Source organism: Bartonella sp. TT29SHDZB, assembly GCF_042193395.1.
Taxonomy (GTDB): domain Bacteria; phylum Pseudomonadota; class Alphaproteobacteria; order Rhizobiales; family Rhizobiaceae; genus Bartonella.
Genome location: NZ_JBHILQ010000003.1, coordinates 167,349 through 181,359, shown reverse-complemented (window position 1 = coordinate 181,359; position 14,011 = coordinate 167,349). Strand labels below are relative to the sequence as shown.

The 14,011-nt window shown below is 37.1% G+C and carries 15 protein-coding genes, 1 tRNA gene and 1 pseudogene; 4 read left to right on the top strand and 13 right to left on the bottom strand.

Annotation, left to right across the window (positions count from 1 at the left end; genetic code table 11):
* The 6 genes and pseudogenes from ACFIJJ_RS03150 to folE form a co-directional block, all read right to left on the bottom strand.
* On the bottom strand, window positions 1-479 hold a 479-nt coding region (locus ACFIJJ_RS03150), incomplete at its 3' end, for a phage major tail tube protein (protein ID WP_375645868.1).
* Window positions 480-482: 3 nt separating this feature from the next.
* Window positions 483-1,282, bottom strand: a pseudogene (locus ACFIJJ_RS03145) (phage tail sheath family protein); the annotation flags it as partial.
* A 155-nt stretch (window positions 1,283-1,437) separates the two neighbouring features.
* Entirely contained in the window at window positions 1,438-1,944 is a 507-nt protein-coding gene (locus ACFIJJ_RS03140) for a hypothetical protein (protein WP_375622467.1), read from the bottom strand.
* 138 nt (window positions 1,945-2,082) lie between these two features.
* Window positions 2,083-3,255, bottom strand: coding sequence for an alpha/beta hydrolase (locus ACFIJJ_RS03135; RefSeq protein ID WP_375622465.1), 1,173 nt, complete (start codon window positions 3,253-3,255; stop codon window positions 2,083-2,085).
* A gap of 192 nt (window positions 3,256-3,447) precedes the next feature.
* Window positions 3,448-3,532: transfer RNA gene (locus tag ACFIJJ_RS03130), tRNA-Leu, on the bottom strand.
* Window positions 3,533-3,669: 137 nt separating this feature from the next.
* Complete coding sequence (folE, locus tag ACFIJJ_RS03125; RefSeq protein WP_375622463.1) at window positions 3,670-4,281, bottom strand: GTP cyclohydrolase I FolE; 612 nt, start codon at window positions 4,279-4,281, stop codon at window positions 3,670-3,672.
* Window positions 4,282-4,406: 125 nt separating this feature from the next.
* Here folE and ACFIJJ_RS03120 point away from each other — a divergent pair, with 125 nt between their 5' ends.
* The 3 genes from ACFIJJ_RS03120 (at window position 4,407) to thrS (ending at window position 7,275) form a co-directional block, all read left to right on the top strand.
* Window positions 4,407-4,835, top strand: coding sequence for an iron-sulfur cluster assembly scaffold protein (locus tag ACFIJJ_RS03120; RefSeq protein ID WP_375622461.1), 429 nt, complete (start codon window positions 4,407-4,409; stop codon window positions 4,833-4,835).
* A complete protein-coding gene (gene yidD / locus ACFIJJ_RS03115; protein ID WP_375622459.1) occupies window positions 4,836-5,186 on the top strand; it encodes a membrane protein insertion efficiency factor YidD in 351 nt (116 codons plus the stop codon).
* A gap of 112 nt (window positions 5,187-5,298) precedes the next feature.
* Window positions 5,299-7,275, top strand: coding sequence for a threonine--tRNA ligase (thrS, locus tag ACFIJJ_RS03110; protein WP_375645867.1), 1,977 nt, complete (start codon window positions 5,299-5,301; stop codon window positions 7,273-7,275).
* Window positions 7,276-8,391: 1,116 nt separating this feature from the next.
* On the opposite strand, the gene ACFIJJ_RS03105 is transcribed toward thrS, so the two are convergent.
* The 5 genes from ACFIJJ_RS03105 to ACFIJJ_RS03085 all read right to left on the bottom strand — a co-directional run bounded on the left by ACFIJJ_RS03105 (window position 8,392) and on the right by ACFIJJ_RS03085 (window position 12,282).
* Window positions 8,392-8,895 carry a MerR family transcriptional regulator gene (locus ACFIJJ_RS03105; RefSeq protein ID WP_375622455.1) on the bottom strand — a complete coding sequence of 168 codons (504 nt, stop codon included), beginning with the start codon at window positions 8,893-8,895 and terminating at the stop codon, window positions 8,392-8,394.
* Window positions 8,896-9,091: 196 nt separating this feature from the next.
* Window positions 9,092-9,406: an integration host factor subunit alpha gene (locus ACFIJJ_RS03100; protein ID WP_015856447.1), complete on the bottom strand. Its 315-nt coding sequence runs from the start codon at window positions 9,404-9,406 to the stop codon at window positions 9,092-9,094.
* Window positions 9,407-9,483: 77 nt separating this feature from the next.
* Window positions 9,484-10,458 carry a beta-ketoacyl-ACP synthase III gene (locus ACFIJJ_RS03095; RefSeq protein ID WP_375622452.1) on the bottom strand — a complete coding sequence of 325 codons (975 nt, stop codon included), beginning with the start codon at window positions 10,456-10,458 and terminating at the stop codon, window positions 9,484-9,486.
* Between the two features lie 49 nt (window positions 10,459-10,507).
* Window positions 10,508-11,578, bottom strand: a complete 1,071-nt coding sequence (gene plsX / locus ACFIJJ_RS03090; protein ID WP_375645866.1) for a phosphate acyltransferase PlsX — start codon at window positions 11,576-11,578, stop codon at window positions 10,508-10,510.
* A gap of 146 nt (window positions 11,579-11,724) precedes the next feature.
* Entirely contained in the window at window positions 11,725-12,282 is a 558-nt protein-coding gene (locus ACFIJJ_RS03085; protein WP_375622448.1) for a DUF177 domain-containing protein, read from the bottom strand.
* Between the two features lie 221 nt (window positions 12,283-12,503).
* Here ACFIJJ_RS03085 and ACFIJJ_RS03080 point away from each other — a divergent pair, with 221 nt between their 5' ends.
* Window positions 12,504-12,983 carry an outer membrane protein assembly factor BamE gene (locus tag ACFIJJ_RS03080; protein WP_375622476.1) on the top strand — a complete coding sequence of 160 codons (480 nt, stop codon included), beginning with the start codon at window positions 12,504-12,506 and terminating at the stop codon, window positions 12,981-12,983.
* Window positions 12,984-13,058: 75 nt separating this feature from the next.
* Here the strand turns inward: ACFIJJ_RS03080 and nusB are convergent, their stop codons facing one another.
* Window positions 13,059-13,529 carry a transcription antitermination factor NusB gene (nusB, locus tag ACFIJJ_RS03075; protein WP_375622446.1) on the bottom strand — a complete coding sequence of 157 codons (471 nt, stop codon included), beginning with the start codon at window positions 13,527-13,529 and terminating at the stop codon, window positions 13,059-13,061.
* 2 nt (window positions 13,530-13,531) lie between these two features.
* The gene (locus ACFIJJ_RS03070; RefSeq protein WP_375645865.1) at window positions 13,532-13,987 is read right to left on the bottom strand and encodes a 6,7-dimethyl-8-ribityllumazine synthase; all 456 of its coding nucleotides are present in this window, start codon (window positions 13,985-13,987) and stop codon (window positions 13,532-13,534) included.
* Window positions 13,988-14,011 lie beyond the last annotated feature (24 nt).

Sequence of the window (14,011 nt, the reverse complement as noted above, 5' to 3'; positions counted from 1 at the left end):
TGCCCATTGCGGACAAGCCAGCCGCCCCGTTTAAAAGAAAAGCGGTGCAAAACAGAACCATCCCAAAATTCCGTATAATCCCAAACATTTTTGATCTCGCAATCATAGCCTGTGGCTTTCCCAGCTGTTAAGCCTTCGCTATCCACTTTGACCAACCGCCCTGTCACATCAATGGAATGTTCATGCTCACGCCCATCTTCTTCAGAAATCACATGTTTTTTGCCAGTGAATTTATGACGAAGACCAGGAGGACCACCAAAGATGCCGATAATTTCTGGTGTGTGGCTGCGGATTTTCATTTGCATGCTCAAAGCTTTCACACCAAGACCGCTCACATCAATTTGCATATCAGAGCCCCCTGGTTGATAGGTTTCGGTGATTTCTTCCAACGTAGGTAATTTGAGGGTTTCAAGATCAAGATGGAGATTCACATCATCATCAACAATCAAGGTAAAACCGCGAACAATGCGTAAAGTCATGCTTTAACTCCTTGCTGCTTTGCGATAAGTTTCAAGCGTATCGCCAAATTGATAAGTCATTTTCTTTTGGATATCTTCAGCCAAACGGTCAAAATAAGCGCTATTGCGCCGGCTGCCGAAACTCAAATCTTCTAAAGGTGGTACTTCTTCTGCATCAAATTCGACCCGCAATTTTCCCAATTGTAAAGTGCTGTTGGAATTTAAATCGCGGTCAAACCAAACACGGCCACCCAAAAGCGCACCACGCGCAATCATATCATCAAGAAACTGTGTAAGGCTGCGGGTAATGGCAATGACATGTTGACCAGTAAGGTTTTCATCATTGGCCCAAGGGCGGAAATTGTTGATGATCGTTTTTTCCAAAGCTGCACGGGTGCGTACCACATTGACAAAGCGCCACAATGGATCACTGGAGGTGGTATGGTTGCCCCATAAAATGCGTCCATTGGCAGCTATTTGCCCATGGTTATTTTGGCTAAGCCGTGCCGGTATAAAGGTTGCAATATCGGCTTGATTGAGACGATTTGCTTCATGATCAATTTCGCCATCAAAATAGCTAATGGGGCGCGCCGTGCCTAAAATGCCTTTAACATCTTGGTTGGAGGGAGACCAAAAAACACCGCCCCTTTGCTTGTCACGTTTGATAAACATGGCTGCTGTAAAAGGACTTGCCGGTTTAACACTAACACCCCCTCACGATTTGCCACCCGTACAAAGGGGTCAATCAAATAACAAAAGCGTGAGGAAAAATCTGCGCGATAGGCAAAACTTTCTTGCGTATTTTTACCACCCGTATTAAACTCTTCTAAAGCTTTAATGCGATAAAGAGTGTGATTATAAAATACATGTGTTTCATTTTTAAAAGAAAATCCTTTTTTTTAAAAAGCTTATAGCCTTCTATCTAATAACGCTTTTTGCTGTAAAATTTAAATTATCTATCTGCTCAACTAAAGAACTTTTATTGTTTAGCTTTTGTGCTTTTTTCAAAGAGATGTGGGCTTTCAAGAATAAGCTTTTCTCGTGCTTTTTGTAATTGTTTAATGACTTCATCAATCTTTGATGGAGAGCAAAAAGATTCTTGGCTATTCAACAAATGCAGCCTCTCCTTTCCCTCATATAAACATTGCATCTGAGATTGAAGCATTCTAACTTCTTGAAAAAAAAGACGTCCTGTTTCTTTAAAACCATTATTAAGTGCAAAAAGCTGATCGGAAATGGATAACAGAATTTGTTTAAAAAAACGCTCATTTTCTTGGCGTTTACGATATTCTAAAATAAGAGCATGGCTTATCTCATCTAACTGTTTTTTTGTAGAATCAATTTGACGCAATAAATTTGGTTTTTCCCCCATATCACCTTTTCTCACCTTCACAAGCATAGCATGAATGTCTAATAACTTAATTGCGGAATGAGATAAATAATCAACAACTGTAGGCGTATTAATATAGCGTTTCCGTGCAATCATCACAAACTCACCTAATGACTGTTTTTTACATTCATCCCGCTATTTATTTTTCATTTTACAAAACCATTCTAAAGAAAGTGCTAAAAAATATTACCTCCAATGCATTATTCGATAGAGCCCCTTCTCTCTTTTCACCTATCAACGTGGAATCCGTGGAGAGAGAAAACGTACAGGTGTATAAAGGATAAGATGTGTTGTTTTCTCCAACACACTACTACCATCAGCAAGAAGAGCTTGACTAGGTGACAATTCTGTACCTTGCATAATTGTGGAAGCCAAAGAACCTTCTCGAGAAAGAGCCATCAACGTTGGCGAAGATGCAAAGACATTGTGCGCTCCCCCATCCACATGAGAGAAATCAAGAACAGCTATTCCATTTTTACGCAACATTTCAATATCTGAGCCATCGCCCACACGATGATGTCCACCCGTAAGACGTCCTGAAACCGCGAGAGCTTTATCCGCTCTGGATACTAAAATAGCTGTTGGCTGCGGAAGTTTTTTTATATCATTAAGTTGGCGCTCAAATACATCAACATCAATATCTGGTGCAGCCATTAATAAACTTGTAATACGACGAATAGGCTTATATTTTTTCTGTAAGGCTAAAGTTCTAAATGCTTCCATTATAACAAAATTGCCCATAGAATGTGCAATAACCGAAATCTGATCAGCATTGGTTTCACTAATAAGTGTTAAAAGCTCTATCAATCCGTCACGGGCAAAATTAGCACTGTCACGATCATAAATATAAAGAGGAACAGATCCAGCGGAAGGCCAAGAATAATGCACAGCAACAACATTTAAAGAATAATCGTGTGTAAACTGTGCTGTACGAAATGTACCATCTGCAAAATTATTATTATATCCATGGATAAAAAGAAAAATTTCTCTTTTTCCTTTTGGCTTTTTTGCTAAAGCAGCATTTAACTGCTGTTTAAACTGTTCTTTATTATCGTATTTTTGCAACGCTACTGCTGCAAAATACTTATCATGTGTAGGTTTATACGCATTTATTTCAACAACACCCTTTACATGTTGCTGAGGAATTCCTACGTCAACGCGATTATAATGTACTTTATTTGATCGCTCTGCACCATAAGGTTGAGCGTAATTATTTTGCATCATACGACTTGTTGCAACATACACTGGAATGATGGCTTTTGGAGAAACTGGTTTTCCTTCAACTTCCCTTTCTACTGCAGTCATAGAAGGAGTTGCATGCACTCCATGCCAAAGTACAGCACGTGAATTACTACATGCTGACAATAAAGAAATACAAATAAGAAGTGTTAAATATCTCAGAACCATTATACTTCTCACTGCAAATTCACCCCACCCTATAAAAATATAATATTTCAAATGCACAGATAAAGTAATAAAAAACGAAACATTATTGGCAACACACCAACAAATAACATACAAAAAAGATTTTTCTATAATGCATATAAATCCCCTCTCTCTACATAACTTCATCTCATTACAGAGAGACTCACTACTAACTGGTGCGGTCGAGAAGACTCGAACTTCCACGGGTTGCCCCACAGCGACCTCAACGCTGCGCGTCTACCAATTCCGCCACGACCGCACGTGTAAAGAAAAAAACTTGGTTTTAAGCCTTTAACAAATCATCAAGAAAGGTACAAGCCAATTTTCTTTTTCTCATAATTTATTTTATTCAGACGACTTATAACTTAATAGAGATTACGAGAAATATGGGCTCTACTATGACCTTTGAACCATCATCATAAAATGTGCTTGTGCCGCTTGATCTTTTTCATAATAACCATGAAAGTTTTTTGTAATTGTTGTAGAGCCTTGTTTTTGGATTCCTCTCATAGCCATACACATGTGCTCAGCCTCAATCAATACTGCGACACCATGAGGCTTCAGATACGTTTTTAACGCGTGAGCCACTTGCGCTGTCATAGCTTCTTGAGTTTGTAAACGACGAGAAAAAATATCTACAACACGTACAATTTTTGAAAGACCAACAATTTTTGCATTAGGAAGATATGCTATATGTGCTTTCCCAATAATTGGGATCATATGATGCTCACAATGTGAATAAAAAGGTATATTCTTTACGATTACGGCTTCATTGTATCCCGAAACCTCTTCAAAAACTGTACCTAAGGTTTCTTTAACCGATTGACTATAACCATTGAAAAGCTCGCGATATGCCTTGGCTATACGTTTTGGAGTATCTAAAAGCCCTTCTCTATTTGGATTTTCCCCTATCCATAAGAGTAATGTACGAATCGCTTCTTCCACCTCTTCAATACTCGGACGCTTTTCTTCAGATAAATTTGCGTCTTCTTTAACAACATTACGCATTCAAAAACTCCAAGTTTACTCTATACAAAGCATTTGCTCCATACCTATCTCATTTTGTATAATCTCTATATAAGCGAATTAAAAGTTTAAACAATCACGACTCTCAAAATTTCAGGCAATAGCGCATGATTGATAATATCTATAATGATAAAATACTTAAATATGCTGCACATATAAGCAAAATTGGGCGTCTTAATAATCCTGATGCAACATCAAGAAAACATGCACAGCTTTGTGGTTCGACAATCACTGTAGATTTAAAAGTGGAAAATGGTATTATCACGGATTTTGCCCACGAAATACATGCATGTGTGCTAGGGCAAGCTTCGGCTTCACTTTTAGCATCTCATATCATCGGACAAACAACACAAGATCTTAAAATATTGCGTGAAGTTATCTACCAAATGCTAACGCAAAATGGTCCTTCTCCTCAAGCTCCATTTGAGGATTTTTCTTGCTTACAGCCCATTAAAGACTATAAAGTGCGCCATGCAGCAACACTACTACCCTTTGATGCAACGATAGACTGCATTCAAAAAATTGAAGAAAAATAAATGTTCAAATCACAATCTAAACAAAAAAAATTGACTCGAAATTACACAGGCACTTGGCAAAAAACACCCGGACGATTATTGGGTATTTTCTTAATACGTTTCTATCAAATAACACTTTCGAGTCTTATAGGCAATCAATGTCGCCACGCCCCGACTTGTTCAGAATATACATATGAAGCGATTGCACGCCATGGGCTTTGGGCTGGTGCATGGATGGGACTCTTTCGTATCATGCGTTGTGGGCCCTTTGGAACAGATGGCTTTGATCCAGTCCCTCCATCGCTTGGAAATTCTTGCTGTTTTTATAAACCTTGGCGTTATTGGAAAATTTCTGACAAACACAACAAATAATCCTTTCCTTTTTTCATATGTATTGATAAAAAAATCAGTCTATAAGCTTTTTACTCAATTTTCACAAAACCATCCGCAATCGTTAGCGGAATTGGATTAAAAGGGTGTTTTTATGTCTTGCTCTATTTCTCTTTTTTTTCCCAATGGTTCAAAACGTAATTACCCCGCCGAAATGACAGGCTTGGAATTGGCAGAATCCATTTCTAAATCACTTGCAAAAAAAGCAGTCGCCTATAGTCTTGATGGTATCATGCGGGACTTATCGGATCCATTGGGACAATCTGGTCAAGTAGAGATTATTACCCGAGAAGATTCACGCGCTCTTGAGCTCATAAGGCATGATTGCGCTCATGTCCTTGCTGAAGCAGTGCAAGAGCTCTTTCCTGAAACGCAAGTAACAATAGGTCCTGTTATTGAGAATGGATTCTATTATGATTTTGCTCGCCAACAACCTTTTACATTAGATGATCTCACCGTCATTGAAAAGAAAATGCGTGAAATTATCCAACGCAATAAACCTTTTAGAAAAGAAATTTGGTCTCGTGAAAAAGCGAGAAGAGTTTTTTCTGAGAAAAAGGAATTTTATAAAGTTGAACTTATTGATAGCATTCCTGAAAATCAAGATTTAAAAGTTTATTATCAAGGGGAATGGTTTGATCTTTGCCGCGGACCACATATGCAATCTACAGGGCAAATTGGGAATGCTTTCAAATTAATGAAAGTTGCAGGAGCTTATTGGCGTGGCGATGCCAATAATCCAATGCTCACAAGAATTTATGGAACAGCATTTGCAAATGAAAATGACTTAAAAGCCTATCTCCATATGCTAGAAGAAGCTGAAAAACGTGATCATCGCCGCTTGGGACGTGAAATGGACTTATTTCATTTTCAAGAAGAAGGGCCAGGAATGATTTTTTGGCACAAAAAAGGTTGGAAAATGTTCCAAAATTTGATCAGCTATATGCGTAGACGCCTTGATGATCATCAATATGCTGAAGTTAATGCTCCACAAGTTCTCGATAGATCACTCTGGGAAATATCTGGCCATTGGGGTTGGTATAAGGAGAATATGTTCAAAGTAATTTCAGCAGCAGAAGATTCAGATCATGGGAATGTTTATGCCCTTAAACCAATGAATTGCCCTGGTCATGTGCAAATTTTTAAACATGGTTTAAAATCTTATCGTGATTTGCCTATTAGACTTGCTGAATTTGGACTTGTTCATCGTTATGAGCCTTCAGGCTCTTTACATGGTCTTATGCGTGTGCGTGGTTTTACACAAGATGATGCGCATATTTTTTGTACTGATGAACAATTAGCTGATGAATGTCTCAGTATTAATGATCTTATTTTATCAACTTATGCTGATTTTGGTTTTAAAGAAATTAGTCTTAAGCTTTCAACACGTCCAGAAAAACGAGTTGGATCTGATGCATTATGGGATCATGCAGAAAGTATCATGGAATCTGTCCTTAAAACGATTGAAACAAAATTTGCAGGACAAATCAAAACAAGCATCCTTCCAGGTGAAGGAGCATTTTATGGTCCAAAATTTGAATATACATTAAAGGATGCTATCGGTCGTGAATGGCAATGTGGAACAACACAAATAGACTTTAATCTCCCTGAACGTTTTGGTGCATTCTATATTGATAAAGATTCAGAAAAACGTCAACCTGTTATGATCCACCGTGCTATTTTGGGATCTATGGAGCGTTTTCTTGGTATATTAATCGAAAATTTTGCTGGACATATGCCACTTTGGCTTTCTCCTGAACAAATTGTTGTTGCAACAATTACATCCGAAGCAAATGAATATGCCCAAAAAATAACAGCAAAACTTAAAGCTGTTGGGCTTTCTGCAACAACAGATCTCCGCAATGAAAAAATTAACTATAAAATACGAGAACATTCTTTACAAAAAGTCCCCGTAATTTTGGTATGCGGCAAACGTGAAGCTGAAACAAACAGCGTAAATATGCGCCGCTTAGGAAGTACGAATCAAACCTCTTTATCTGTAGAAGATGTGGTTAAGCAACTCTCAAATGAGGCAACACCTCCAGATTTACAGCGTATAATAAATGCATAACATCACAGAAAATGGTAAAATATTAATTTTTCACTATAAATCATCAATTTTTATATAAGATCAAACGATTTGATACTGTAGTATTTGGGGGGACATACATGATTAGCTATCACCAGAAAGAATAACGTGCTCTCTCTACAAGGTGGATTGGTAAAAAAGTTGAATGTAAGCTATGAGCTGTTTAAATGCAAAAATTATAGACAATTGAATATTAATAATAACATTAATCTTTTACCTTTATAATGAAAAGATACTGCTATTATCATGGATAGATCATTACGATAATTATAGTAACATCAAGCAAGAAGGCTGAAAACAAGATTATATTTATTAATAAAAAATATGTAAAGTTACCTGAACAATGATGTGTCTTATTCGTAAGATAAGCCCTTATAAAAAAGATAAGATATTGATTTATAATAATATATCATTGTTCATCTTAAATAAGGTTTCGAATATCATAGGCTTCTATCATTTTAAATATATTTATGTTGAATCGATCAAAATCATTTGCTTGCACGAAACAAGCGGAATGAATCTGTGGATAAAATAATTGAGAAAAGATTTTTAAAGTGCCCACAATGAACCGCCTAAAAAAATGCTAAGGATTGTTGCAGTCATTGAGAACAGGCTATAACTATAATGATGATGCCGACTTGCTCCTTCATAAGTATAAAAATAGCGGGTACTCAACGAGTTTACCATTAATCATTCACGAGGCATTATGGTAAAATAAGCTTAAGAAGCCTTAAGAAACATCTCTTTAAAACAAGCACATGAATTAGTAAGCTAATGGCATTCTACATCCCACAATCTACACTGATGAGATATTGCCTTAATTTTTATAAAGCCAAATCAAAAAAAATGGCAAAACTCAGCGTTTATTCTTTCTCTTCTTCATGTTTTACCAAATGAAAAACTCTTATAAAAAACTCGTTAAACATACCATACGATACATTACTACTCGTTGAACGTATAAAACTCTGAGCACCCCCATAAAACGTCTAAATATCTACGAAATACATTGCCACGCTAAACGTTAAATATTGATTTGTAAAACAATTTTAAAACACATGTTTTGCTAAAAAAGAAACACATATAAAATAAAAAATATTATTATCGTGCTCTATCAAGAACACGCTTACATTCAATGAGTTCAAACAGGATTTCTTGTAACAATGCTTTATCAGTTTTATCTTTGTAAAGATTCACAGAACCGACAGATGTTTCCCCTTCATTCCTCATGAAACTCAAAAGCCCAAAAGAAGATTTCTTAGGCTTATTATTAGCATTTTCAGAAGTTTGTCCTGCATGTTTCTTTTCTATGACCACATTCATAGCATCCAGATCACCATTACCCAATGCCGTCACAAAAGCAACACCATTTTCTTTCAAAAGGCGTTGCACACCTTTTATCGTATAACCCTGATCATATAGTAACTGCTTAATACCATTGAGCAAATCCACATCGACCGGGCGATAATAGCGCCTTCCTCCCCCACGTTTCATTGGTTTAATCTGCCTAAAACGTGTTTCCCAGAATCTTAAGACATGCTGCGGAAGCTCCAACAACTCCGCTACTTCGCTAATTGTGCGAAAAGCATCAGAGCTTTTATCCATTTTGCAACACCTTATTTAAAACAAAATAAAATACTTTACAATGACTCATTCTGTCTCAATTTCTCAACAAGATTAGTCAAAAATAAGACCATCATTGACGACTTACTGAACAGTCTTTTTCTAAAAAACAAAGACCTTTATTTTATACATTTTTTTAACAAATACCAAACATACCATGGCATTTATTTATGAGATATCATTTTTTCTGTCTTGCACGATGCGAATCTAAAATTCTCTGTTTAAGGACATTGGCAGCCTTAAACGTCACAACACGTCGCGGCGGGATAGGTGCTTCAACACCTGTTTTTGGATTTCGTCCAACACGTTCATTTTTACTGCGAACCTGAAAAGTTGCAAAAGAAGATAATTTAACCGCTTCACCTCTTACAAGTGAGTTGCAAATCTCATCCAAAACCAATTCGACTAAAGCTGCTGATTCAGTATGTGACAAGCCCACTCTTTTACAAACTACGCTCGCTAAATCTGCACGCGTTACTGTCTTACTTGTCATTATAACCACCTATTAAAATATTAAAAATTACAAAATGACTTATACGTTTTCTTGAAATATGGTCAAGTAGCCATAATTCACCAACGAATAAGAATTGCTCCCCATGTAAATCCACCTCCCATGGCTTCTAACATGATAAGATCTCCTTCTTTTATTTTCCCATCGCAAACCGCTGTTGTTAAAGCCAACGGAACTGATGCGGCAGACGTATTACCATGTTGATCAACGGTAATCACAACTTTATCTAGTGAAATTCCCAACTTTTTAGCAGATGCTTCAATAATGCGCTTATTAGCCTGATGAGGTACAAACCAATCTAGTTGTGAAGAATCCATACCTGCAGCTGCAAAACAATCATCAACCACATCCGTTATCATACCAACAGCATATTTAAAAACTTCTCGTCCTTCCATACGCAAATAGCCTGTCGTTTGTGTTGTTGAAGGTCCACCATCAACATATAGCTTATTTATATAAGCACCATTAGAGCGCAGTTTCGCAGACAATATACCACGCTCAAAAGCAATCTCCCCTTCAATTTCTTGAGCTTCTAAAATAACGGCACCCGCACCATCACCAAATAAAACACATGTCGTACGATCTTCCCAATCTAAAATTCGAGAAAATGTATCGGACCCAATAACTAAAATTCTTTTAGCTCCTCCACACCGTAAATAAGAATCTCCTGTTGTTAAAGCAAAAATAAAACCAGAGCAAACAGCTTGAATATCAAAAGCAAATCCATGGCTCATTCCCAAAGCGCTTTGAATTTCAACAGCAGAAGCAGGAAAAGTACGATTCGGAGTAGACGTTGCTAAAATAATACAATCGATGTCTTTTATTGTTAAACCAGCATTTATAAGGGCGGCTTGCGCAGCCTCAACTCCTAAAGAAACAGTTGTTTCATTTTCACTGGCAATATAACGTTGGCGTATTCCTGTACGCTGAACAATCCATGAATCTGACGTTTCAACAAACTTTGCAATCTCATCATTTGATAAACTTTTTTTCGGCAAAGCACTTCCTACACCACGTATAATTGACCGAATCATTCAGCTCTTACCTTTTCTTCAAATTTTTCATTTCTATTATAAGAGCTTATCATAAGGACTCTCCATTCATCACCGCTTCATCCTCTTGATCAAAAAGTGTTTCTTTATTCTCATGAAACCGCCGTAAATCAGCCGTTATTTTTTGTAAAAGTCCATTACTAACCATTTCATAACCAACGCGGATAGCAGAAGCAAAACCATTAGCATTAGCACTGCCATGGCTTTTTATAACAACACCATTCAAACCTAAAAGCACTCCTCCATTCACCCTATCGGGATCCATTTTATGTTTTAGTGTACGAAAAGCACTCCGCGACAAAAAATAACCAAGAGATGTTAAAAAAGAACTGCGCAGTGCAGAGTTTAAAATCTCTCCTATCTGTCGCGCGGTTCCTTCTGCGGTTTTTAAAGCAATATTACCAGAAAACCCCTCTGTCACAACAACATCGACTGTTCCTTTTCCAATGTCATTGCCCTCAACAAATCCTTTATATTCCAATCCTTCTAATTGCACTTCACGCAATATCATTCCTGCTTTTTTTATTTCATAAAGTCCTTTGACCTCTTCCACCCCCACATTTAAAAGCCCAACACTTGGCCTTTCAGTGTGATATAAAGCGCGAAACATACCCGCTCCCATAACCGCCAAATCAACCAACTGACTAGCCGAAGCACCTATTGTTGCTCCAATATCTAAAACGATACTCTCACTACGCAGTGTTGGCCAGATACCCGCAATACCAGGACGTTCAGCCTCTGCAAGCATTTTCAAACAAAAATAAGACATGGCCATGAGCGCACCCGTATTCCCAGCAGAAATGCAAGCATCAGCTTCACCATTTTTTACCGCTTCAATGGCGTACCACATTGATGATTTACCACGCCCATTACGAAGTGCTTGGCTTGGCTTTTCATCCATGCGTGTATAACTTTCTGTAGGGAAAAAGCGCGATACAGAATCCAAACAGGGATATTTTTTTAAAACCGGACGAACGGCCTCCTCTACTCCATAAAACAGAAAATAAATATTTGATAAATATTTTTGTACAATTGCTGCTCCTGCAATAGCTGCTTCTGGACCGTAATCACCGCCCATGACATCCACAGAAATTCTAATCACGCTTGCATATCCCACATCTTTTCATTTACATCAAATACATATTATGATTTTTGGCTCCTGAACACTCACACAGCACATCTTGCAAAAATCGCTCCGCAGAAAATACCGTTTAGCATACAATAGATATTTTTTGTATGTTTTTACAATCACTTCCAATTTTTCAAAACAGAAAATGGCGAAAATTTTTGCTCTGCTTCTTCTAAATTTTCAACCATATTCATCTTTATCCCTTCTTTACGTGGATAATGATTAATAGACAACTCAAAAAACTCTTCCATGATTGCACCAATATCAATTTTATCATCATAAAATACTTCAGGAGTATCAAGCCCCTCCACATCTAAAAACAATTCTCCTGTATCCTCTGATATTTTGGGCTTCATCAAATTTGAATCTTCAGGAACAAAAACAACCTCAATATTTTCACAAAGGATATTTTCTAATGGTTCTAATGTAACAACACATAACTGTAGTATACGCGCTTGCAACAGACCTTTTATACGCACTCCGCGTTTTTTCCACGGGAAAATATGGAATTTTCCCTCACAAGATTTTACTTCAATTAAATTATGGTTCTGGGCTAAATGTGTACATTCTTTTTTATTTGCACAAAGATGAACCCTTATACCTTTAGCAGGTAGAGAACGTACGGATATTGGATAAGCCAAAGCAAATGTCATTTGAGGAACATTTTGAACATTCATTGACAACTCCCAAACATAAAAACGCATAAAGCACTGTGTTTTTATTTATCTCAAGTATTTATGCATTTTTTTCTTTTCTAAAGAAATTCTATATGGCATAATTTGCTTTATAACAGGGAAACTCAGTGTAAGCTACGGTAGATTAAGTTAAAATTAGAAAAAACTTGAGGTTGCCTTCTTGTCCTACATCTCAGTATAAAAAGGAGATATCATTGTTTCAAATGCCTCACATAATAACCTTAATCAAACGTAAATTATTAATTGGTCTATCAATAGCAAGCATAGGAATGCTTGCGGGATGTAGTCTTCTTGATTCTTCAGGTTCGAGCCAAATTTATAGAGAGGGCTATGTTCTTGATAAAAATGCTTTAAGCTCTATTTCTATTGGCTCCAGTCAAGAGCAGGTTCTTTTAACTTTAGGGACCCCTTCATTAAAAACAAAATATGACAATGAAGTTTTTTATTACATCTCACAGACACGCTATCGTGGGATGCAGTTTATGAAAACAAAGATTATTGATCGCAAAGTTTTAGCCATTTACTTCAATAAAAATAATCAGGTTGCAAAAGTTGCAAATTACGGATTACAAGACGGTCAAGTGTTTGATTTTATTACACAAACAACACCAACTGTAACAAAAGAGCATCCTTTCTTAATTCAAATTATAAAAGGCCCTGCAAATTTGCCATCCCATAACTAAATCATATAGTCTACACACCATTTCAATATTATAGGTCTGATAATATCAGACCTATAATAAGGGGATTTGTCGCTCTTAGAGGCGGACTTTTTTTGCCATACTGTCGAGAACTGCATTAACAAGTTTTGGCTCATCACCTTCAAAAAACGCCTTTGCTATGTCAACATATTCATTCATGACAACCGCAACGGGAACATCTTTACGGTTGATCAACTCCCATAAACCTGCTCGTAAAATTGCTCGCAATATAGAATCAAGACGTGAAAGAGACCACTCTGCTGAAAGCTGTTGATGAAGCAGAGGATCAAGCTGCTTTTGATCTTTTACAACACCCGTTATAATCGCCAAAAACCATTGAAAATCAGCGTCAAGATACTGCTCTCCATCAATATCTTTTCCCAAACGATAAGCCTCATACTCAGCTGCCGTTTCCATCACCCCCGAACCCACGATATCCATTTGATAGAGTGCTTGAACTGCAGCGAGTCTTGCTGCTCCACGTTTATTGGCTGAACGCGGAAAATGTCTGCTTTTTATATCAGCCATATTTAACGATTATCTCCAAATCTCTTTTTTAGAGCGATCATACATAAAGCAGCTTCAGCCGCAAAACCACCTTTATTTTTATCATCTAGTTTTGCACGCACCCATGCTTGTTCTTCGTTTTCAACAGTCAAAATACCATTTCCAATAGCCAAATGCTGATGAACAGTTAAATCCATCAATGCACGACAAGAATCATTAGCAACAATTTCAAAGTGATATGTTTCACCCCGAATAACACAACCAAGAGCAACATAACCATCATACGATGTCTTGTTTTGTTCAGCAAAAGCTATTGCACTTGGTATTTCTAATGCTCCAGGAACCGTTACAACATCATAACTTGCTTCAGCTTTTTGCAAAGTATTCACTGCACCTCTCAAAAGCGCATCAGAAATCCCCTCATAAAAACGTGCTTCAACAATCAATACGTGAGGATTTTTACGTATCTCTTTCATCATAATGGAATTCCATAAAAAACGAAT